Annotated in this window: 20 protein-coding genes; 13 read left to right on the top strand and 7 right to left on the bottom strand. The window is 63.5% G+C overall.

Annotated features, from left to right (window positions below):
- Positions 1–32: 32 nt before the first annotated feature.
- The 3 genes from JQ621_RS13700 (at position 33) to JQ621_RS13690 (ending at position 1,936) form a co-directional block, all read left to right on the top strand.
- Positions 33–356 (top strand): c-type cytochrome, encoded by a 324-nt coding sequence (locus JQ621_RS13700; protein ID WP_212235232.1) that lies wholly within the window; start codon positions 33–35, stop codon positions 354–356.
- On the top strand, positions 353–1,291 hold the full coding sequence (locus tag JQ621_RS13695) for a substrate-binding periplasmic protein (RefSeq protein ID WP_212235231.1): 939 nt from the start codon (positions 353–355) through the stop codon (positions 1,289–1,291). Before JQ621_RS13700 ends, JQ621_RS13695 begins: the two co-directional genes overlap by 4 nt.
- A gap of 219 nt (positions 1,292–1,510) precedes the next feature.
- Positions 1,511–1,936 carry a hypothetical protein gene (locus JQ621_RS13690; protein WP_212235230.1) on the top strand — a complete coding sequence of 142 codons (426 nt, stop codon included), beginning with the start codon at positions 1,511–1,513 and terminating at the stop codon, positions 1,934–1,936.
- A gap of 16 nt (positions 1,937–1,952) precedes the next feature.
- Here the strand turns inward: JQ621_RS13690 and JQ621_RS13685 are convergent, their stop codons facing one another.
- Positions 1,953–2,918 carry a helix-turn-helix domain-containing protein gene (locus JQ621_RS13685; RefSeq protein ID WP_212235229.1) on the bottom strand — a complete coding sequence of 322 codons (966 nt, stop codon included), beginning with the start codon at positions 2,916–2,918 and terminating at the stop codon, positions 1,953–1,955.
- A 515-nt stretch (positions 2,919–3,433) separates the two neighbouring features.
- Here JQ621_RS13685 and xoxF5 point away from each other — a divergent pair.
- The 7 genes from xoxF5 (at position 3,434) to JQ621_RS13650 (ending at position 11,377) form a co-directional block, all read left to right on the top strand.
- A complete protein-coding gene (xoxF5, locus tag JQ621_RS13680) occupies positions 3,434–5,236 on the top strand; it encodes a lanthanide-dependent methanol dehydrogenase XoxF5 (protein ID WP_212235228.1) in 1,803 nt (600 codons plus the stop codon).
- 111 nt (positions 5,237–5,347) lie between these two features.
- Positions 5,348–5,836, top strand: a complete 489-nt coding sequence (locus JQ621_RS13675) for a c-type cytochrome, methanol metabolism-related (protein ID WP_212235405.1) — start codon at positions 5,348–5,350, stop codon at positions 5,834–5,836.
- 61 nt (positions 5,837–5,897) lie between these two features.
- Positions 5,898–7,007, top strand: a complete 1,110-nt coding sequence (locus tag JQ621_RS13670) for an S-(hydroxymethyl)glutathione dehydrogenase/class III alcohol dehydrogenase (protein ID WP_212235227.1) — start codon at positions 5,898–5,900, stop codon at positions 7,005–7,007.
- A 33-nt stretch (positions 7,008–7,040) separates the two neighbouring features.
- Positions 7,041–7,601 carry an S-(hydroxymethyl)glutathione synthase gene (gene gfa / locus JQ621_RS13665; RefSeq protein WP_212235226.1) on the top strand — a complete coding sequence of 187 codons (561 nt, stop codon included), beginning with the start codon at positions 7,041–7,043 and terminating at the stop codon, positions 7,599–7,601.
- Between the two features lie 692 nt (positions 7,602–8,293).
- Positions 8,294–8,746, top strand: coding sequence for a (2Fe-2S)-binding protein (locus JQ621_RS13660; protein ID WP_200472898.1), 453 nt, complete (start codon positions 8,294–8,296; stop codon positions 8,744–8,746).
- A 1-nt stretch (position 8,747) separates the two neighbouring features.
- Positions 8,748–11,060: a xanthine dehydrogenase family protein molybdopterin-binding subunit gene (locus JQ621_RS13655; protein WP_212235225.1), complete on the top strand. Its 2,313-nt coding sequence runs from the start codon at positions 8,748–8,750 to the stop codon at positions 11,058–11,060.
- Between the two features lie 53 nt (positions 11,061–11,113).
- Positions 11,114–11,377: a hypothetical protein gene (locus tag JQ621_RS13650; RefSeq protein WP_212235224.1), complete on the top strand. Its 264-nt coding sequence runs from the start codon at positions 11,114–11,116 to the stop codon at positions 11,375–11,377.
- A gap of 204 nt (positions 11,378–11,581) precedes the next feature.
- Here JQ621_RS13650 and JQ621_RS13645 read toward each other — a convergent pair whose 3' ends face one another.
- From JQ621_RS13645 to JQ621_RS13625, 5 genes are all read right to left on the bottom strand, one after another.
- Positions 11,582–13,306 carry a methanol/ethanol family PQQ-dependent dehydrogenase gene (locus tag JQ621_RS13645; RefSeq protein WP_212235223.1) on the bottom strand — a complete coding sequence of 575 codons (1,725 nt, stop codon included), beginning with the start codon at positions 13,304–13,306 and terminating at the stop codon, positions 11,582–11,584.
- A 170-nt stretch (positions 13,307–13,476) separates the two neighbouring features.
- On the bottom strand, positions 13,477–14,124 hold the full coding sequence (locus JQ621_RS13640; protein ID WP_212235222.1) for a QcrA and Rieske domain-containing protein: 648 nt from the start codon (positions 14,122–14,124) through the stop codon (positions 13,477–13,479).
- Positions 14,125–14,389: 265 nt separating this feature from the next.
- Positions 14,390–14,854 carry a group III truncated hemoglobin gene (locus JQ621_RS13635; RefSeq protein WP_212235221.1) on the bottom strand — a complete coding sequence of 155 codons (465 nt, stop codon included), beginning with the start codon at positions 14,852–14,854 and terminating at the stop codon, positions 14,390–14,392.
- 270 nt (positions 14,855–15,124) lie between these two features.
- Positions 15,125–15,976, bottom strand: coding sequence for a 3-hydroxybutyryl-CoA dehydrogenase (locus tag JQ621_RS13630; RefSeq protein ID WP_212235220.1), 852 nt, complete (start codon positions 15,974–15,976; stop codon positions 15,125–15,127).
- A gap of 421 nt (positions 15,977–16,397) precedes the next feature.
- The gene (locus JQ621_RS13625) at positions 16,398–16,670 is read right to left on the bottom strand and encodes a hypothetical protein (protein WP_212235219.1); all 273 of its coding nucleotides are present in this window, start codon (positions 16,668–16,670) and stop codon (positions 16,398–16,400) included.
- Positions 16,671–16,899: 229 nt separating this feature from the next.
- Between JQ621_RS13625 and JQ621_RS13620 the strand changes: the two genes are divergently transcribed.
- From JQ621_RS13620 to JQ621_RS13610, 3 genes are all read left to right on the top strand, one after another.
- Entirely contained in the window at positions 16,900–17,172 is a 273-nt protein-coding gene (locus JQ621_RS13620; RefSeq protein ID WP_212235218.1) for a hypothetical protein, read from the top strand.
- A 143-nt stretch (positions 17,173–17,315) separates the two neighbouring features.
- Positions 17,316–18,314 carry a hypothetical protein gene (locus JQ621_RS13615; protein WP_312015418.1) on the top strand — a complete coding sequence of 333 codons (999 nt, stop codon included), beginning with the start codon at positions 17,316–17,318 and terminating at the stop codon, positions 18,312–18,314.
- A 287-nt stretch (positions 18,315–18,601) separates the two neighbouring features.
- Complete coding sequence (locus tag JQ621_RS13610) at positions 18,602–20,608, top strand: putative bifunctional diguanylate cyclase/phosphodiesterase (protein WP_212235217.1); 2,007 nt, start codon at positions 18,602–18,604, stop codon at positions 20,606–20,608.
- An 8-nt stretch (positions 20,609–20,616) separates the two neighbouring features.
- Here the strand turns inward: JQ621_RS13610 and hutU are convergent, their stop codons facing one another.
- Complete coding sequence (hutU, locus tag JQ621_RS13605; protein ID WP_212235216.1) at positions 20,617–22,287, bottom strand: urocanate hydratase; 1,671 nt, start codon at positions 22,285–22,287, stop codon at positions 20,617–20,619.
- Position 22,288 lies beyond the last annotated feature (1 nt).

The raw sequence follows: 22,288 nt of genomic DNA, 5'->3' as shown, positions 1-22,288 counted from the left end.
CGTTGAGGGACCTATCTCACAGGACGGTGGCGATGCTCGCCACCGTCGCGGTGCTGGCGGTCGCGCTTGCGGCGACCGTCCGTGCCGCGGATGATTCGAACGGCAATCCGCTGCAGGCGCAGATCGACCACGGCAAGTCGACCTATGCCGAAAAGTGCTCGCACTGCCACGGCCCCAATCTGATGAACTCCGGCACCATCACGCCGGACCTGCGCGCCTTCCCCGATGACAAGACGCGCTTCGTCACCACGGTGAAGAACGGCAAGAACAACAGGATGCCGCCCTGGGGTGACATCCTGAACGATGACGAGATCGGCAGCCTCTGGGCTTTCATCTCGAGCCGGAGGAAGCCATGAGATACCGGCTCGCAGCGCTCGGTCTGGCCCTGATGCTCGCGGCTCCGGCAACGGCGCCTTGGACGTCAGCTTGGGCGGCCGATCCCCTGAGCATCTGCCTCGATGAGGATCGCCCGCCGCTCTCGGCCCATCACAAGGGCAAGCCGGACTCCGGCTTCGACGTGCTGCTGGCGCAGGCGATCGCGGACCGGATGGGACGACCGCTGAGGATCCAGTGGTTCGAGAGCAAGCTGGATGAGGATTCGAGCCCGCAGCTCGAGGCCAATGCCCTCCTCTCCGACGGGCGTTGCTCGCTGGTCGGAGGCTACGCGCTGACGACGGATACGCTGGTCAAGCCCGGCATGAAAACGGCGCGCCTGCCGGATTTCTCCGGCGCCACGCGCGAGGACCGCCGCCGCCGCGTCGCGCTTGGCGTGCTGGCGCCAAGCCAGCCTTACGTCTATTCGCCGATGACTGTGGTGCTGGGTGCGAAGGCGCGCGAGCGCAAGATTGCCGACATCGGCGCTCTTGCAGGTCTTCGCCTTGCGATCGAGAGCGGCTCGCTGGGCGATGCGATCCTGATGACCTTCGACAAGGGCAAGTTGATCGACAACATCACCCATCTCGTCCCCGGCCGCGACGACCTTCTGGGCGCGCTCGAGCGTGGCGACTATGATGCGACCTTGATCGACCTCGCCCGCTTCGACGCCCATCGCGCGGCCCATCCCGACACCGCGATCACCGCCTCCGGATATTACTATCCGATCGGCGCCAATCGCGGCTATGTCGGGCTTGGCAGCGATCCTGCCTTGATCGAGGCCGTCAACAAGGCACTGACGGATCTCGCCGCCGAGGGCAAGATCGCCGCGTTGGGCAAGCAGGCCGGCCTGACCTACCTGCCGCCACGCGAGCCTGCGATCCTCGGCGATGTCTGGACGAAGATCATTCAGCGATAGCAGCCGACCGCGGCGCGCCGTGGCTGCCGTACCGCTCTGCGCACGTCGCCCACGTCATCATCAGAAGCGGGTGCGGGCTCATCGCGGTGGCCCTGACCGACATCGTCTGGGGCCGCCTTCGCATCCGACCAAAGCCTGGTGTCGCAAGCACCTCGACTGGCTATCATATGAACTGCCGCCGGAAGTTCCTTGCCGCCCGAACCAGAAAGGACGCTTCGCATGAGTCCCGATGCCGTCGCCGTGGCGGCCCTCGTGATCCTGCTTTTTCCGATGGGCTATTTCCTGCTGGCGTCGCCCGCGTTCCTGCTGGTGAAGCTCGACATCCCGCAAGTCACACAGTTGCTGCGCGGAATGTTCAACGTCCAATTCAGAATGATGAGCGTGACCGGCGTCTTTGCGACCGTGGCTTTCCTCGTCGCAGGTCGGCCGCTATTCGCCCTGGGCATTGGCTTGGTCGCAATCCTCTCGATCCGGGGGCGCGGTCGGTTCATGCGACGAATGGATGACGAAATCAGCGCCAGGGATGCGGGCGACGCCGAGGCCGTGCGCCGACTACGTCGACTGCATTGGAGTGGAATGCTCTGCAACGCGACGCTGGTTGCCGCCCTCCTGACCAGCATTCCCTACGTTGCCCCATCGTCGTGAATGGATCGATCGCGGCCTAGTTCTCGCCCGCCGCGGCGCTGTGCTGCGCCTTGTGTATCGAAGACGGCACGATGCCGAAATATTTCCGGAACACGCGACTGAAATGCGATGAGCTGGAGAAGCCCCAGGAGAACGCGACGTCAGTGATGGTCTTGCCACCGTGGGCCTCGAGCTCCTGACGGCAATTCTGCAGGCGCGCCTGCCAGATGTAGTCGCTCACCGTGGTGCCGCGCTCCGAGAACAGCATATGCAGATAGCGCTTGGAGCAACCGAGCTCGGCGGATATCTGGTCAATACACAAATCCGGATCGCGCAGATGCTCGCGGATGAAGAACTGCGCGCGCACATACATCGCCTCGGGCCCGACGCGATCGAACATGGTGTCGGCTTCGCGGAGCGGCAGCAGCAACAGGTCGATCAGCGAATCGGCGACGCCGACGGCGCTGTTGGCCGACAGCTTCGCCGCTTCGTCGAACGTGGCGTGGACGAAATCATGAGCGATCCGCCCCGTGCCCGTCTTCGCCGTCAGCTTGCAGGCCGGCATGCGCTGTGACGGGAAGCCGCGATCGCGCAAGAGCGTCTTCGGTACGATCACCACGTCGTGGCGCGTGAAGGCGGGGCTGACGATCAAGTGCGGACAGGAGACATCATAGGCGATGATGTCGCCCGGGTTCAGTTCGATGTGGCGGCCTTCCTGTTCGAAGTAGGACACGCCATAGGTCTGGAAGTGGATCTTGATGTACGGGTGCTCATTGGCCCCGGCGCGGGCGAGCGTGTGCGCAATCCGATGCTGGCTGACCTCGATTTGACAGAGCTTCAGGCGCGAGACCGTGGTGTAGTCGATGCGCCCTTCGAGCGAGGACGCCTCCAGCGGATCGACATCGAAGTGACCGCAAAGACTCGTCAGTCCGTCGACCCAGCTCTGGATCTGCCGCTTGGGCGTCAGTCCCGTCGTCGAGAGCGTGTGAATTGTGTCGGACATTCATCCAGCCGCTGGTGTTGTCAGAGAGATTCGACGCGAATCGCGGCCAGCGCCTGCTGGAGCCCTCAGCCATGATTGCGTGACGTTTACCTCAAATTTGGGCGGTCTTTTGAAACGAGCGCCATCGTTCCGCTGCCACCCTGACAATTAATCCTCCGCCTTAGTTGCACCGTCGTCAAGGGGTACCTGAGCGTCGAGCATGGCGCCGCGCCGCACGGAAGCCGCTGAATTCGCTACCGCAAAATCAAAAACATTGCCTCCGTGCGCTGCTGAGCAAAGCGCCTTCACTCTTGGGCAAGTTTCCCGTTGACGAAGTCGTTAGGGATTGCGGCAGGAACAAAAAGAAACGGGCCGTTCCTGCACGCGGACCCGGAGCTCTCATCAGGAGGAGGAAACAGCACAGCATCGTTTCTGGTCCCCAACCTGACCACCCTGCACGAGCAGACGCCGGACGAGAAGCCCGGCGATTGAGCAATGCTTCGGAAAAAATAAACGAGACCAACGGAGGAATGACTATGCGCAAGGTGCTACTCGCGACCTTTCTCGGCTCCGCGGCGGCTCTCGCCGTCGGAACTGCGTCAGCCAATGACGAGTTGAACAAGATGTCGCAGAACCCGAAAGATTGGGTGATGCCGACCGGCGACTATGCCAACACCCGCTACTCCAAGCTCAACCAGATCAACGCACAGAATGTCGGCAAGCTCCAGGTTGCCTGGACCTTCTCGACCGGCGTGCTGCGCGGCCACGAAGGCGGCCCGCTGATCATCGGTAACATGATGTATGTCCACACGCCGTTCCCGAACAAGGTCTACGCGATTGACCTTTCGAACGAGAACAAGATCGTCTGGAAGTACGAGCCGAAGCAGGATCCCAACGTCATCCCGGTGATGTGCTGCGATACCGTCAACCGCGGCCTCGCTTTCGGTGACGGCAAGATCTTCCTGCATCAGGCCGACACGACCCTCGTCGCGCTGGACGCCAAGACCGGGCAGGTCGCATGGACCGCGAAGAACGGCGATCCGAGCAAGGGCGAGACCGGCACCTCGGCGCCGATGGTCATCAAGGACAAGGTGCTGATCGGCATCTCCGGCGGCGAGTTCGGCGTTCAGGCCCACATGACCGCCTACGACATCAAGACCGGAAAGGTAGCCTGGCGCGGCTATTCCGAAGGTCCGGACGATCAGATCCTGGTCGACGACAAGACCACCGCACTCGGCAAGCCGATCGGCAAGGATTCGAGCCTCAAGACCTGGCAAGGCGATCAGTGGAAGATCGGCGGCGGCGCCACTTGGGGCTGGATCTCCTATGACCCAGAGCTGAATCTCGTTTACTACGGATCGGGCAACCCCTCGACCTGGAATCCGAAGCAGCGTCCCGGCGACAACAAATGGTCGATGACCATCTGGGCCCGCAACCCGGACACCGGCGTCGCCAAGTGGGTCTATCAGATGACGCCCCATGACGAATGGGACTATGATGGCGTCAACGAGATGATCCTCTCTGACCAGTCGATCAACGGCCAGCCGCGCAAGCTGCTGACGCATTTCGATCGTAACGGTCTCGGCTACACGCTCGATCGCACCAACGGCGAATTGCTGGTCGCCGAAAAGTACGATCCGAAGGTGAACTGGACCTCCGGCGTCGACATGGACAAGAACTCCGCCACCTATGGCCGGCCGAAGGTGCTCGACACAGCTTCGACCGACAAGGCCGGCGAAGACCACAACGTGAAGGGCATCTGCCCGGCCGCGCTCGGAACCAAGGACGAGCAGCCGGCAGCCTACTCGCCGGACACGCAGCTGTTCTACGTCCCGACCAACCACGTCTGCATGGACTACGAACCGTTCAAGGTGAGCTACACCGCTGGCCAGCCCTATGTGGGGGCGACGCTCTCGATGTATCCGCCCCAGGGCGATACCAACATGGGTAACTTCATCGCCTGGGACGGCAAGACCGGCAAGATCGTCTGGTCGAACAAGGAGCAGTTCTCGGTCTGGTCGGGTGCGCTCGCAACCGCCGGCGGCGTGGTGTTCTACGGCACGCTCGAAGGCTACCTGAAGGCGGTCGACGCCAAGACCGGCAAGGAGCTCTACAAGTTCAAGACTCCGTCCGGCATTATCGGCAACGTCACCACCTATGAGAATGGCGGCAAGCAGTATGTCGCAGTGCTCTCCGGCGTCGGCGGCTGGGCTGGTATCGGTCTGGCAGCAGGTCTGACTGATCCGACCGCAGGCCTCGGTGCGGTCGGTGGCTACGCAGCCCTCAGCAATTACACGGCACTCGGCGGCACGCTGACCGTGTTCGCGCTGCCCAACTAGCCTCCGTTCAGTATCGCTCCGGCGCGTGGATCAACTCCACGCGCCGGCTCGTCTCCACCTGACGCCTTCGAGGAACAGCTCTTGCGTAAAATTGGCTCCGTCATTGCCGCGATGATCTTGGTTGTCTCAGGAGGAGTTGCTGTCGCGGACGGCTCGGGCGATCCGACCGCCGTCAAGCAGAACGAAACTGGCGAATGGCTCGATAAGGAGGGGAATCCGACTTACAAGGTCAACGGTCAATCGGTCGACTGGTACACCTATTCCGGATACCGCCGCTATCACTCGGACTGCCATGTCTGTCACGGCCCGGATGGCATGGGCTCGACCTATGCGCCCGCGCTGAAGGATTCGCTCAAGACGATGAGTTATGCCGACTTTCTCGGCGTCGTCGCCTCGGGCCGCAAGAACATCTCGACCGCCTCGGAGAACGTGATGCCGGCCTTCGGCGACAACCCGAACGTCGCCTGCTACATGGACGATCTCTACGTCTATCTGCGCGCCCGCTCCAACGAGGCCTGGGGCCGCGCCCGTCCGGGTCAACACGAGGATAAAAACGACGCCTATACCAGGAATGAAGACTCGTGCATGGGCAAGAAGTGAACGTTTGCAGTCCGCCTGAGACTTATGTCTTGGCATCCTGCGAGATCTTGAGGAGTTACCGATGAAGACACGTGCCGCCGTCGCTTTCGAAGCCAAGAAACCGCTCGAAATCGTCGAGGTCGATCTGGAAGGGCCGAAGGCCGGCGAAGTGCTGGTCGAGATCAAGGCGACGGGCATCTGCCATACCGACGCCTACACGCTCGACGGCTTCGACAGCGAGGGCATCTTCCCGTCGATCCTCGGCCATGAGGGCGCGGGCATCATCCGCGAGATCGGCGCCGGCGTGACCTCGGTGAAGCCGGGCGATCACGTCATTCCGCTCTACACGCCGGAATGCCGGCAGTGCAAAAGCTGCCTGAGCCAGAAGACCAATCTCTGCACCGCCATCCGCGCCACGCAGGGCAAGGGCGTGATGCCCGACGGCACCAGCCGCTTCTCCTACAAGGGCAAGCCGATCTACCACTATATGGGCTGCTCGACCTTCTCCAATTTCACGGTGTTGCCGGAGATCGCGGTCGCGAAGATCCGCGAGGATGCTCCGTTCGACAAGAGCTGCTACATCGGCTGCGGCGTCACCACCGGCGTCGGCGCCGTCGTCAACACCGCGAAGGTGACACCCGGCTCCAACGTCGTCGTGTTCGGCCTCGGCGGTATCGGCCTCAACGTGATCCAGGGCGCCAGGATGGCCGGCGCCGACAAGATCATTGGCGTCGACATCAACGACTCCAAGGAGGAATGGGGCCGCCGGTTCGGCATGACCGACTTCGTCAACCCCAAGAAGCTCACCGGCGACATCGTCCCCCACCTCGTCACCCTGACCGACGGCGGAGCCGACTACACGTTCGACTGCACCGGCAACACCAATGTGATGCGCCAGGCGCTGGAAGCCTGCCACCGCGGCTGGGGCACCTCGATCATCATCGGCGTTGCCGAAGCCGGCAAGGAGATCGCCACCCGTCCGTTCCAGCTCGTCACCGGCCGCAACTGGCGCGGCACCGCCTTCGGCGGCGCCCGCGGCCGCACCGACGTGCCGAAGATCGTCGATTGGTACATGAACGGAAAGATCGAGATCGACCCGATGATCACCCACACGCTCAAGCTCGAAGAGATCAACAAGGGCTTCGACCTGATGCACGAGGGGAAATCGATTCGTTCAGTCGTCGTGTTCTAGCCCGAAAGCGTCACACCCAAGGAGGATCGACCCATGACTGCACTCCATCCCTCGATCGACAACGGCCTCAAGCAAGGCACCGGCCATTTTGCCGGCGGTACGCTCGCCTGCAAATGCAGGGATCACCAGGTCAAGGTCGGCATCAAGGGCGACGTGGCGCACAACCACGCCTGCGGCTGCACCAAGTGCTGGAAGCCGCAAGGCGCGATCTTCTCGGTCGTCGCGGTCGTACCGCGCCAGAACGTCTCCGTTCTGGAGAACGGCGACAAGCTCCAGATCGTCGACGCCTCGGCGGTGATCCAGCGGCACGCCTGCAAGGCGTGCGGCACCCACATGTTCGGCCGGATCGAGAACAAGAACCATCCGTTCTACGGCCTCGATTTCATCCATCCGGAACTGTTCCAGGAACAGGGCTCGCAGGCGCCGCAATTCGCCGCCTTCGTCTCCTCGGTGATCGAATCCGGCGTGAAGCCGGAGCAGATGGCCGGCATCCGGTCGCGGCTGAAGGAAATCGGCCTCGAGCCCTATGACTGCCTGTCGCCGGCGCTGATGGATGCGATCGCGACTCATGTCGCGAAGGCCAAAGCTGCCTGAGAAGGCCACCCGAGCAAGGCCGCAAGAAGGCCGCAAGACGATTGCCCGTCCGCTCGCTGCTCGCCAGCGGGGCGGACGGGTGCGGCCCGCGAATGATCGCGGCTGCTCTGCCGCTCATGCACCTTGCGTATGCGAGCGCGTTTCGCTCCCTCAGTCCTGGTTTCTGAATGACTGCGCAGTGCCGCCTTCTTCCATCTTGAAGTCAGCGCGCTCTGCGTTTCTCCCTCCCTCGACTGAGGACGACTGCTTCGTCCGCGCAGTCCCTCTGGCGGACGAAGCTTTTTTCAATGCTTGGATTTTTAATGCTTGGATTTCGTGATTGCCTGTCGCGCGACGCCTTGCCACGCCCTGCTTTTGACAAATGGCAGATGCAACCTGTTCACGTCGAGAACAGCTGATCAAGAACACGCTGATCAAGAACACGCTGGTCAAGACACTTGGCTGTGAAGACCGGTCCGGCGCGTTTCCTGCTACGATCGCGTCGTCACGATGCCGCGCGAGTTCAATCAATCAAGAACAAAACGGGAGGTATCGAGCACTTCAGGACATCACGATTCGCATTCCAGCTTCCTGCCGGGACCTGCCCGCGCGGGACGAAGGGCAGGAATGCAGTCACACGACGCAACGGACATTGCGCCGACTGAACTCGGCAACGGTGAAATCAACAAGCTTATGAAGAGCGAGGGACGATCATGATCAAGGTGAAGATCAACGGCCAGGAACAGAGCTGGGACGGCGACCCGGATCTCCCGCTACTCTGGTTCCTGCGCGACGAAGCCGGGCTGACCGGCACCAAGTTCGGCTGTGGCCAGGCCCTGTGCGGCGCCTGCACCGTCATCGTCGACAAGGAAGCGGTGCGCTCCTGCATCACCTCGATCAACGACGTCGCGGGGCGCGAGGTCACCACGATCGAGGGCCTGCATCCGGATGGCGATCATCCCGTCCAGAAGGCCTGGCGTCAGGTCAACGTTCCCCAATGCGGCTTCTGCCAGGCCGGCCAGATCATGCAGGCCGCCGCGCTGCTGATGGAGAATCCAAAGCCGTCGCACGACCAGATCCGCGAGGCGATGGCCGGGAACATCTGCCGCTGCGGCTGCTACCAGCGGATCGAAAACGCCGTCCATCTCGCATCGACGGGAGTGTGACATGAATTTCATCGACAAACCTGGCAAGCTCCGTGGCTTCGAAAAGAACATCAAGGTCGAGAAGGTCTCGCGCCGCAGTATCCTGAAAGGGCTTGGCGTCACCGGCGGCTTCGTGCTCGCCGCACCCGTGATGACGCGCCAGGCGTTCGCCTACGAGACCGGCGCCGGCAAGATGCCGCATGGCGTCGTGGTCGATCCGCGCGTGTTCGTCGCGGTCGCGCCCGACGGCACCGTCACCATCCTCGCCCACCGTTCCGAGATGGGCACCGGCGTGCGCACCAGCCTGCCGCTGATCGTCGCCGAGGAGATGGAGGCCGACTGGTCGAAGGTCAGGGTGCAGCAGGCGCACGGCGACGAGGTCAAGTTCGGCAACCAGGACACCGACGGCTCGCGCAGCACGCGGCACTATCTGATCCCGATGCGCCAGATCGGCGCCTCCGCCCGCACGATGCTGGAACAGGCCGCCGCCAAGCGCTGGAACGTGCCGGCGACCGAGGTGAAGGCGGTCAATCACGAGGTCGTCCACAGCGCGAGCGGACGCAAGCTCGGCTTCGGCGAGCTAGCTGCCGACGCCGCCAAGGAATCGGTGCCCAGCATCGAAGGCCTCAAGCTGAAAGACCCCAAGGATTTCCGCTATCTCGGCAAGGGCCAGGTCAGCATCGTCGATCTCCACGACATCACCACCGGCAAGGCCCGCTACGGCGCCGACGTGCGCCTGCCAGGCATGAAATACGCCGTGATCGCGCGCCCGCCGGTCACCGGCGGCAAGCTCACCTCGTTCGATCCGGACGCGGCGTTGAAAGTATCCGGCGTCGAGAAGGTGATGAAGGTTCAAGGCTGGCCGTGGCCATCGAAATTCCAGCCGCTGGGCGGTGTCGCCGTCATCGCGCGCAACACCGGCGCCGCAATCAAGGGCCGCGATGCGCTCAAGCTGGTCTGGGATGACGGGGCCAACGGCAGATACAACTCGGTAGCCTACCGCAAGGACCTCGAGGAGGCTTCGCGCAAGCCGGGTCTCGTCGTACGCAGGGAGGGCGATGCGGACGCCGCGCTGAAGACGGCCGACAAGGTCGTAACAGGCGAATATTATCTGCCGCACCTTGCCCATGTCAGCATGGAACCGCCGGTCGCGGTCGCCGACGTCAAAGGCGACAAGGCGGAGATCTGGGCGCCGGTGCAGAGCCCCGGCGGCACCCGCGAGGACGTCGCCAAGACGCTCGGGATTCCCGAGGCCAACGTGACTGTCAACGTGACGCTGCTCGGCGGTGGTTTCGGCCGCAAGTCGAAATGCGATTTTGCGCTCGAGGCCGCGCTGCTGTCGAAGGAGCTTGGCGCACCGGTGAAGGTGCAGTGGACGCGCGAGGACGACCTCCATCACGACTTCCTGCACACCGTCTCGGTGGAACGGATCGAGGCGGGTCTCGACAAGGACGGCAAGGTGATCGCCTGGCGCCACCGCAGCGTGGCTCCGACCATCGCCTCGACCTTCGCGGCAGGCGCCAATCACGCCGCGGCGTTCGAGCTCGGCATGGGCCTCGTCGACATGCCGTTCGAGATCGCCAACATCTCCTGCGAGAACCCGGAAGCCGCGGCGTTCACCCGCATCGGCTGGTTCCGCTCGGTCTCGAACATCCCTCGCGCCTTCGCGGTGCAATCGATGGTCGGCGAGATCGCGAACGCGACCGGACGCGACCAGAAGGAGACGCTCCTTGCGTTGATTGGAAGTCCCCGCATCGTCAAGCCCAACGTCAAGGACCTCTGGAACTACGGCGAGCCCTATGACAGCTACCCGATCGACACCGCGCGCCTGCGCAAGGTGGTCGAGCTGGTCGCCGAGAAGGGGGAATGGGGCCGTCAGGTTCCGAAGGGCCACGGTCTCGGCATCGCCGTGCACCGCAGCTTCGTCAGCTATATCGCGACCATCGTCGAGGTGGCCGTCGACGACAAGGGCAAGCTGTCGGTCCCGCGGGTCGACACCGCGATCGACTGCGGCACCTATGTCAACCCCGAACGCATCGCCTCGCAGATCGAGGGCGCGGCGATCATGGGCCTGAGCCTCGCCAAATATGGCGCAGTCACCTTCAAGGACGGCAAGGTGCAGCAGAAGAATTTTGACGACTTCCAGGTCGTCAGGATGGACGAGGCTCCGCTGGTGACCAATGTCCATATCGTCCCGCCGGCACCGGACACGCCGCCAAGCGGCGTCGGCGAACCCGGCGTGCCGCCGTTCGCGCCGGCGCTGATGAACGCCATCTTCGCCGCGACCGGCAAGCGCATCCGCGCGCTCCCGATCGGCAAGCAATTGGAGGCGTAAAGGAACGGACGCGGCCTCGCGCCGTTTCTCTTCGATCTGACAGGAGCAGATCGATGATCAGTATCCCCAGGGCGCTCGCAGTCTCGCTGCTGTCGAGCGCCTTTCTTCTGACCACTGCAGCCGCGTTCGCCCAGAACAGCAACACCACGCCGCCGACGACGGCGACGCGCCCCACCACGCCGGAGCAGAGCTCGCTCCCCAACGCAAGCGCCCCGCCCGCCACGACGACCCAGACGACCGGGCAGAGCCCCAGCGATCCGAAGGTTCGCGAGATGAACCAAGCGGAGAAGGACAAGGTGGAACGCGAGGGGAAATAGTGTTCTTCACGGACCAACCTACTCCCTCCGTCATGGCCGGGCTTGTCCCGGCCATCCACGACTCTTTTCCGCAGCACTGAGAACGTGGATGCCCGGGACAAGCCCGGGCATGACGAGTTTGTGGCGCGAAAATGCGGCGGACGTTGCCGTCCGCCGCACTCGCCACCCCCCGCTGCTCCGCGTCTCTCGATCCGCCTGCGGAGCTTATTTCTTCAGCGCGAACACCCAGATCACGCCGCCTTGCGGCACGTTGGACTCGATGCCGATATTGTTGGTCGCGAGCGCATCCTGGATGCGTTGCGCGTCCACGCCCCAGCCCGACTGGATCGCGATGTATTGCGTGCCGTCGATCTCATAGGACATCGGCATGCCCATGATCCCGGAGTTGGTCTTCTGCTCCCACAACAGCTCGCCGTTCCGGGCGTTGAAGGCGCGGAAGTTGCGGTCGTTGGTGCCGCCGGCGAACACAAGATCGCCGGCGGTGGCCGTCACCGAGCCGAACAGCTGCGACTTCGGGAAATTGTGCTGCCATACCTTCTTGCCCGTCGCAGGATCCCAGGCCTGGAGCTCGCCGAAATGATCGGCGCCCGGCTTGGCCTTCAGGCCAATGTCTTCCGGCTTGGTGCCGAGCCAGAGTTCGCCGGGCTTGAGGGGGATCTTCTCGCCGGTGAAACCGCCGCAGAAGTTCTCGTTGGCGGGGACATAGACGAGGCCGGTCTTCTGGCTGTAGGCCGCCGACGGCCAGTCCTTGCCGCCCCACAATGACGGGCAGAACTCGACGCGCTTGCCGACAACAGGCTTGTGATCGGGATCAAGGATCGGCTTGCCGTTCTCGTCGATGCCCTTCCAGACATCGGTGGAGACGAACGGCCAGCCGGCGACGTAGTTGATCCTGGTCGGTGTACGCTCGAGCACCCAGAAGATCGCATCGCGGCCGGGATGGACCAGGCTCTTGATGCTGCGACCGTCGCGCTGAAGATCAATCAGCATCGGCGCGTCGACCTCGTCCCAGTCCCAGGAATCGTTCTGGTGATACTGATGATAGGTCTTGATCTTACCGTTGCCGGGATCGAGCGCAATCACCGACGAGGTGTAGAGATTGTCGCCGGGATGCATCTCGCCAGGCCAAGGTGCCGCGTTGCCGACGCCCCAATAGATCGTCTTGGTGTCCTTGTCGTAAGTGCCGGTCATCCAGGCCGAGCCGCCGCCATTCTTCCAGTCGTCGCCCTGCCAGGTATCATGACCGGGCTCGCCCTCGCCGGGGATGGTGTAGGTGCGCCACAGCTCCTTGCCGTCCTTGGCATCGAAGGCGGCGACATAACCGCGCACACCGAACTCGCCGCCGGAACCGCCGACGATGACCTTGCCGTCGACGATCAGCGGCATCAGGGTCATGTACTGACCCTTCTTGTAATCCTGCACCTTGGTATCCCACGCTACCTTGCCGGTCTTGGCGTCGAGCGCGACCACATGATCATCAGTGGTGGCGAGATAGAGCTTGTCCTGCCACAGGCCGACGCCGCGACTGGTCGGATGCAGCTGAAACAGATCGTCCGGGAGCTGCCGCTTGTAGCGCCAGTACTCGTCGCCGGTCTTCGCGTTCAGCGCGATCACCTGCCCCATCGGCGTTGCCACGAACATCACGCCATTGTTGACGATCGGCGGCGCCTCGTGACCTTCGACGACGCCGGTGGCAAACGTCCAGACCGGCGTGAGATCCTTGACGTTCGAGGTGTTGATCTGGTCGAGCGGGCTAAAGCCCTGCCCGTCATAGGTACGTCGATAGAGCATCCAGTTGCCGGGTTCCGGATTCTCCAGGCGCTCCTGAGTGACGGGCGAATAGCTCTCGATCGGGCCGGCGACGGCAGCGGTCGAGGCGACACAAGTGAAGGCGACGAAGCCGGACAGCAGCAATTGCTTCCTGGTCACGTACGTTTTCGTTGACGTTTTCTTTGACGTTTTCCTGGACCTTTTCATGGACGTTCCCCTTTTCATCCGATTGAATTCTTGTTTTGAATTTTGAATTCTTGTCGTTCGTCCCAAATCCGCTTCTCGGCGGATGCGACCTTTGATGACGCGGGCACATCCCGCGCCGTCAATCATCCCGGCTGCGCGCCACCTACCTTTCCAACGAAGCCACCTGCGACGCTGAGCGAGCCGCCAGCGAGCGCCAGCGGCAGTGCGGCAAGCCGCCGCGGCGCTGGCCCGAACACCACTTGCGCACCCGCGCGCGGATCGTATTCGGAGTTGTGGCACATGCATTTGAACACTTCGATGTCGCCAACATCGCTCTTGACCCACGCGGTGACGGGACAGCCGGCATGGGCGCAGATCGCCGAATAGGCGAGGATGCCATCGACGGCGCGAGCGCGCGTCGCATCGTCGAGCGAGGCGGGATCGAGGTTGACGATCAGCAGCTCGTTGAGCCGCGAGCCGCTGCGCACCACTGACGTCTTGGGATCCTGCGGCCAGGCGTGGACAGGCGGCCCGCCGCGCGGCAGATCGGCTGCAGTGATGAGCTTGCCTTCCCTGTCGCCTTCGGAAAACACAAGCACATCGCCCTTTTGCGGCCGCTCGTCCGAGCCCGGCGGATCTTCGCCCGCACGCACGGGCGCGGAACAGCCGAGACACGCGGTGGTGGCGAGCGCACCGAGCAGCAGCGCGCGCCGCGTTTGCTCCGCGCGGGATTCAGCTTCCGCAATGTTGTCGGAGAATGACGATGCGATGTTGGACGATCCATTCGACATGCACGCCAGCAGGCGCTGGAACTCTGCCGAAATGAAGGCGAAGGATTGGCGCCGCAGTGCATCAATATGGCTTTACTCGCTTTGATTGAACACGATGGCACGCATTCAAACGCGTTTTTGTCCTTTCAACGTCATGCCGCGCGATCGGCATGATGATTTTGCAGATCAGACCGATGATGCGGGAATTGGTGCAGCGCGTTGTCGGCGGCGCGACGCAACCGCAAGACCATTCAGCTGCACGTTCATTGAGCAGGAATTTTGTATGTCAGGATCTGAGCACGTGGCGCGGCGATGCGATCCGGCCCGCGATGGTCGCCGACGCCATCTCAAAACTGTCGGCGATGCGGCGCGCCCTGTCGATGAAGAGGTGGGCGGCCGGCAGCGGACAGACTTCGCGTGCGGTCTGCTCGAACAAATCGAGCCAGCGGTCGAAGTGATCGCCGGAGAGGCTCAGCGGCATGTGCGCCCGCATCGGCGAGCCGTGATAACGCCCGCTCATCAGCGCCACCGACGACCAGAAGTCCTTGAGCTTGGCGAGATGCTCGTCCCAATTTTGCACCGATGCGAACACGGGCCCGAGCAGCGCATCCTCGCGCACGCGTCCGTAGAAGCGGGTGACGAGTTCCCCGATCATCTCCTCGGTAATCCCGGTGCGCTCGATCGCGTCCTGGGTCAGCAGGTTTCGCCGCGCGGCCGCCGCTTCGCGCTCGGCCTTCAGTCGATCCGACATGTCGTTCTTTGTCCGTTTCGTTGTTCCCGCGTTCCCGCGAGCCGCCCGTTCGACCTTGTCGGGCCAATTGCGCGCGACGTCTTTGTCGCAGCGCAAATCGCGGGATGGAGTGGCGGACGTTTCTAGCCGGGCGCCCGCGTCTTGATCAGTATCGTAGGGTGGGCAAAGGCGCGCTTGCGCCGTGCCCACCATCTCTCTCCATCGCGAAAATGCGTGGGCACGCTTGCGCTTTGCCCACCCTACGGCACCGTCGTTGTAGCGACTACGAGATCACGCCCCGTAGCTATAGAACCCCTGCCCGGTCTTGCGGCCGAGATGGCCGGCATCGACCATTTCCTTGAGCAAGGGGGCCGGACGGTATTTGGGATCGTTGAAGCCCTTATAGAAGACCTCCATCACCGACAGCATGGTGTCGAGGCCGACCAGATCGGCCAGCGCCAGCGGCCCGATCGGATGGTTGCAGCCGAGCTTCATGCCAGCGTCGATCTCCTCGGCGGTCGCGATGCCTTCCTGGAGCGCGAAGATCGCCTCGTTGATCATCGGGCACAGGATGCGGTTGACGGCGAAGCCCGGGCTGTTCTTGGCCGTGATCGCCACCTTGCCGACGCGCTGGGCGAAATCGAGCGCCTTGGCGTGGGTCTCGTCCGAGGTCTGCAAGCCCCGGATGAGTTCCAGCAGCTGCATCACAGGCACCGGGTTGAAGAAGTGCATGCCGATGAAGCGATCCGGGCGATCGGTCGCTGCCGCAAGCTTGGTGATCGAGATCGAGGAGGTGTTGGTGGCAACCAGCGTGCGCGGCGACAGCGTGGCGCAGAGATCTTTCAGGATCTTGACCTTCAGCTCTTCATTCTCGGTCGCGGCCTCGATGACGAGATCGCAGTCCGCCAGCTTGGCCCGGTCGGTCGTGCCGGTGATGCGCTTGAGCGTTGCATCGCGGTCTGCCGGCGACATCTTCTCCTTCTTGACCAGGCGCTCGAGGCTGCCGCTGACGGTCGAGATGCCGCGGTTCACCGCCGCGTCGGAGATGTCGACCATCACGACCGACAGCCCGGCCGTGGCGCAGATCTGGGCGATGCCGTTGCCCATGGTCCCAGCTCCGATGATGCCGACGGTATTGATCATAGCCTCGCGTCCTTCTCGTTGGGCGGGTTCGGCCTCTTGCAGCGTACCCGGCTTGACCTGAATTTCGGTCCGCGGCGCCTCGAGTGCTGCACCGCATCCAGGCTCTTCCTTAGCGCATCCGTGGCCAGAATAAAGTCGCCTTTCCGTTCGCAGGAGGCATGATCTGGCAGTCTTGCGGCCTGATCGGCCCGAGTTATGCGGCTCGTTCCGCCCCCTTGAATGCCGAGGGCGCCGGGAAGGCCGGGCGGCGGTTCGCTACGACCCTTCGAATTTCGGGAAAATGGAATATTTTGACGGACCGGGCCTGCCCCTCCGGGAGCGGCGCTGATAGCCAGGCGTTTTGCCCGGCGGAGCAGCCAGGATTGCGCCGGCGCGCCGGGCGAGCCAGCTGCGGGCGCTGAAGCTGACATTGCGAACTCGATCACGATCTCAGCTTCTCGATGATGGCCGACACCTCGTCGAGCGGGGCTCTGGCCGCCGCCAGGAGATCGAGCAGATCACGCGCCGATCGCGCTGATCCATCCGTGCCCGCCCCGTTGATGACCTCAAGGCCTTCAGTGAGACGGGAGATGATGCACACGATCTCGTCACGGCGCGCTTCGAGATCTGCAAGCGCCGCGTCAAAGCGCGCGTCGAGCTTTGCGCCTTGCAACGCGCGGATCGGGACGATCCTGTCTTCAGGAAGATCGGACATGCGGATGTTCGCCTTGCTGCCTCTGCATCCTAAGCACGAGCTCGCGCAACAACGCGGCGGTGCTTTGTCGCATGCGGGTTCCCGGAACAGTTGATCGCTTGTGACGAGACCGCCCTCACGCGTGCTTCACAACCATTGAAACCCGCGTGAGCTGCCGCGCAATCGCGAGCTGTCGCGGAATTTCGCGCCGCCGGTCCGATCTCGGGGATGGAACGGTTTGGAGCATCCCATGACGAAGACACTCATCTCCTCGGCCCTGCCACTCATCCTGTCGCTTGCCATCGCCGGCCCGGCGCAGGCATGGCCAGGACAATCGGCAAGCATCGGCTGCGCATGGGGCGGCGAACCAACCGAATGCCAAGCGCTCACCATGGTGCTGGTCCACAAGCATGCGCTCGCGCATCCGCATGGTCGCAAGACGGAGCATGCGGCCATCCCGCCTGCACCGTCGCACCTGGGCGATCGCGACGAAGATCCGCTCGCATCGATGCATTTCGAATGAATGCCGTGGCGCGCGAGGCTGTGCAGATGTTCTGCAATTGGTCCCGCATCAATTGACAGAGGTGTGACGGCCGGGGCAGTTTTTCACATTGCTGGCGAATCAGCTGATGCCTACGGCCCTGAGTACCTCTTGGACAACTCCCAGTGCTTTCGAGACTGATAACGTTGCTGAGCCGCATTCCTGCGGTGAAATGGGCGTTCAACCGGCTTCGGCCTCTGCCGCACAGCGGCAGCATCGACGCGGCACTGATCGCCGCGGATGAACGGCCCGCTGCCGTCGCGGAAGCCACTCTGGTTCTCGATACCGAGATCAGCGCAGAGCCATTGCAGCGCGGCGATGAGATCGAAGTCGCCGCTCCAATGGCCGAGGACGACAGCATAGCCTCGGTGGTCGCAGAGAGCCCGTCAACAACGCCAATCGATCTCGGCGTCAACGACGATTCGGCTCGGGAGATACCGGCGGAGATCGAGACTGTCATCGTGGACGAGGTTTCGGGTTCTGCTGGCGAGGTCGAGAGCGCACCGGTTGACGCATGCGAACTCGTCGGCGGCGATGCAAAGCCCTCGACGGATGTTGAACCCGAGGTCATGGAAGCGGCTCCCGTTTCGACCGCAGAGGACGAAGCGGTCATTGCTGCAGAGCCCGTCATCATTGGCGAGGTGTCCTCGGCCGGTGTTACGGAGATGACATCCGTCGTTGCACAGCAGGCCGTCGCGGTCGACACCGAGATCGCCGTGCCTGATGTCGCCGAGCATGTCGAGCCTGCTCCTGCAAGGCCTGCTCCGAAGAGCGCGCCGAAGCTACGATCGAGGCCAGTCGAGCCCGCCGATCGCGTAGCGTTGATACGGCAACGCTGGGCCGAGACGGGCATCAGGATGTGGAATCCGCGGCTGCACGGCACCGGCGACGCGACGCTGAACATTCAGGGGCGCATCGGGCTGCTGCCGCCCGAGCCCGGCGAGACGATGCCGCGCTACGACAAGCTCGAGTTCAAATGGCTTGGTGGCCAGATCGTCTGCGAAGGAGTCATCGTCGAAGCACCGATGCGTGCCGGCCAGCGCAGCTTTACGCGGCTCGCCGGGCCGCGTGGCACCGAGCGCCTCCGCGAGCCGGTTCGGGAACGCCAGGCCGCGCTCGCCTGATCCTTTTCCTCGACGGTTCGCGCGCCGCGACATCGTGCTGCACCGTGCCCTGATGACGCCTATGGTTAGCAGAATGTAGCTGCGGCTTTTGCGGACGATATGCCGCGCGACGCTGCTCGCTTCCCCCGCACATCGTTAACGCCGTATCACCATTGCACGCGGGTGAGAAACCCTGCGGTAGCGCGCAACCAGCAATGGCGCATCTCCGTCATATTCATCTAACTCGGTCTTTACCCCCGCCGTGCAAGATCGCCTTCGTTTTAAAGGGATTTGGGGCGCGTATTGCAATGCCTGCCGTCGATTTGAAGGCCTACCTCGCCGCCGCGATGCGGCTCTTTCGCGTGCCCGAAGACCCGGATCTGTCGCGCGCGCAATTCGACGCCTTTTCCAAGCAGATCCCGCTGCTCTACTTCATCCTGATGAGCAACACGATCGCGGTTGCCTATACCTATGTGAACGTCGCTCCGGACTGGTTGACGCTGACCGTCCCGGGCGTGCTAACGCTGCTCGCGGCGCTTCGCACGTACTGGTGGCTGCGCCAGCGTCATCTCGTCCGCAGCGACGCCGACATCCTGCGCAATCTGCGCGCCACCAACTGGTTGACGTTGCCGATCGGCGCCGGCTTCACCGCCTGGTCGTTCGCGCTCTACCCCTATGGTGATCCCTTCGCCAAGAGCCAGGTCGCGTTCTACATGGCCGTGACCGTGATCGGCTGCATCTTCTCGCTGATGCATCTGCGTTCGGCGGCGCTGATCGTGACGCTGATCGTCGACGTGCCCTACGTGCTGTTCTTCTGGGCCACGGGCGAACCGACGCTGAGGGCGATCGCGGTCAACGATCTGCTGGTCTCCGGCGCAATGGTTACGGTGCTCTTCATCTACTATCGGGACTTCGCCGATCTCATCGCCAGCCGCAAGTCGCTGCTGACCCAGCAGGCTGCGACGCAGGAGCTTTCGGACGAGAACTTCCGCCTCGCCAACCTCGATTCTCTCACCGAGCTGCCAAATCGCCGCCGCTTCTTCGCCGAGCTGACCAACGCCTTCGCCGACGCCGAGCGCAGGCACGTGCGCGTCGCAGTCGGCATCATCGACCTCGACGGCTTCAAGCCGATCAACGACAATTACGGCCATTCGGTCGGCGACCGCGTCCTGATCGAAGCCGGCCGCCGCATCCGCGAGGTCTGCGAAGGCTTTGGACCGCAGCGGGTGGAGTTCGCGCGCCTCGGCGGCGACGAATTCGGTCTCGTCGTGTGCGGCGATCCCGAGGAGACGGACCTGGCGCGGCTCGGCGAGCGCATCGGCGAGCAGGTCAAGCTGCCCTACCAGCTCGACACGGCCCACACCGCCCTGTCCTGCTCGATCGGCTTCGCGCTCTATCCGGACTCCGCAACGACTTCGGAAGCGCTCTACGAGTGCGCCGACTATTCGCTCTACCACGCCAAGCGCAACAAGCGCGGCCGCACGGTGATCTTCTCGAGCGAGCACGAAGCCGAGATCCGCAGCCGCGGTGTCATCGAGAACCTTTTGCGTACCTCCGATTTCGGCGCCGAGATGCAGCTGGTGTTCCAGCCGATCGTCGATGCCACGAGCGAGTACACCGCGGGCTTCGAGACGCTCGCGCGCTGGAACAGCCCTCGTCTCGGCTGGGTCTCGCCCGCCGACTTCATTCCAGCGGCCGAGCGCATCGGCCTGATCAGGCCGCTGACTCAGGTGCTGCTGGCGCGCGCTCTCGCCACCGCCAGGACCTGGCCCGACCACATCCGCCTGTCGTTCAATCTGTCCGCCCACGACGTCTGCGCCGCCGAGGGCTTGTTGCCGCTGATCACGATCATCGAGAAGAGCGGTCTGCCGCCACACCGGATCGATTTCGAGATCACCGAGACCGCGGTCACGTTCGATTTCGTGCGTGCGCAGCAGTCGATCGCGACATTGAAGGCGATCGGCTGCGGCATTTCGCTGGACGATTTCGGCACCGGATATTCCTCGCTGAGCCACGTGCACCGCCTGCCGCTCGACAAGATCAAGGTCGACCGCAGCTTCGTTGCCGACATCAACGAGAATCCCGTCAGCCACAAGATCATCAAATCGCTCGCAGGTCTCTGCGACGACATGGAGATCGCCTGCGTGGTCGAGGGCGTCGAGACGCGCGCCCAGCTCGACACCCTGCGGCGCCTCGGATGCGACTTCATCCAGGGCTATTATTTTGCAAAGCCGATGCCGGGCGCGGCGATTGACGAGTATCTCGCCGAGGAACGTGAACGCCTCGACCGCGGCAAAGCCAAGGTCGTGGCCTGAGGCACGAACTACTTCGACAGGCTCGGCAGATCGAGACCCTTGTCACGGGCGCAGTCGATCGCAATATCGTAACCCGCATCCGCATGGCGCATGACGCCGGAGGCCGGATCGTTCCAGAGCACGCGCGCGATGCGCCTGGCTGCTTCCGGCGTGCCGTCGGCGACGATCACCATCCCGGCGTGCTGGGAATAGCCGATGCCGACGCCACCACCATGATGCAGCGACACCCAGGTCGCGCCGCTGGCGCAATTGAGCAGCGCATTGAGCAGCGGCCAGTCGGACACCGCATCCGATCCGTCCTTCATCGCTTCGGTCTCGCGGTTGGGGCTTGCCACCGAGCCGCTGTCGAGATGATCGCGGCCTATCACGATCGGCGCCTTCAGTTCGCCGCGCGCAACCATCTCGTTGAAGGCAAGGCCGAGGCGATCGCGATCGCCAAGGCCAACCCAGCAGATCCGCGCCGGCAGGCCCTGGAACTTGATGCGCTCCCTGGCCATGTCGAGCCAGACGTGCAGATGCTTGTCGTCGGGCATCAGCTCCTTGACCTTGGCGTCGGTCTTGAAGATGTCCTCGGGGTCGCCCGAGAGCGCGGCCCAGCGGAACGGCCCGACGCCGCGGCAGAACAGCGGGCGGATATAGGCGGGCACGAAGCCGGGGAAATCGAAGGCATTCTTCAGGCCCATGTCCTGCGCCATCTGGCGGATGTTGTTGCCGTAGTCGAGCGTCGGGATGCCCTGCGCATGGAAGTCCAGCATGGCCTGGACGTGCTCGACCATCGAGGTCTTCGAGGCGCGCTCGACCGCCTTCGGATCGGAGGCGCGCCTGGTCTCCCATTCGGCGAGCGTCCAGCCCTTCGGCAGATAGCCGTTGATCGGATCATGCGCGCTGGTTTGGTCAGTCACGATATCAGGCTTGACGCCACGGCGTACCAGTTCGGGGAAGATTTCCGCGGCATTCCCGAGCAGGCCGACCGAAACCGCCTTCTTCGTCTTTGCCGACTCCGCCATGATGGCGAGCGCTTCCTCGAGCGTTGCGGCCTGGCGATCGAGATAGCCGGTGCGCAGCCGCATCTCGATACGGCTCGGCTGGCATTCGACCGCGAGCATCGAGGCACCGGCCATGGTCGCCGCCAGCGGCTGCGCGCCGCCCATCCCGCCGAGGCCGGCGGTGAGGATCCATTTGCCGGCGAGGCTGCCGCCATAGTGACGACGGCCGACCTCGACGAAGGTCTCGTAGGTGCCCTGCACGATGCCCTGGCTGCCGATATAGATCCACGAGCCCGCCGTCATCTGGCCGTACATCATCAGGCCCAGACGATCGAGCTCGTTGAAATGATCGAGCGTCGCCCAATGCGGCACGATGTTGGAGTTCGCGATCAGCACGCGCGGCGCATCCGCGTGAGTACGGAACACGCCAACCGGCTTGCCTGACTGCACCAGCAGCGTCTGGTCGTTCTCGAGCTTGCGCAACGCGTCGGTGATCCGGTCAAAGCTCTCCCAGTCGCGCGCGGCGCGGCCGATGCCGCCATAGACCACGAGCTCGCTCGGGCGCTCGGCCACGTCAGGATCGAGATTGTTCATGAGCATGCGGAGTGGCGCTTCCGTCAGCCAGCTCTTGGCGCTGATGTCGCTGCCGCGGGGAGCGCGGATGGTGCGGTCGTTGTCCAGTCGGCGGTTCATG

Origin of the sequence: Bradyrhizobium manausense, from assembly GCF_018129685.1 — a bacterium.
GTDB classification, from domain to species: Bacteria; Pseudomonadota; Alphaproteobacteria; order Rhizobiales; family Xanthobacteraceae; genus Bradyrhizobium; species Bradyrhizobium manausense_D.
This window is presented reverse-complemented; position numbering and strand designations above follow the sequence as displayed.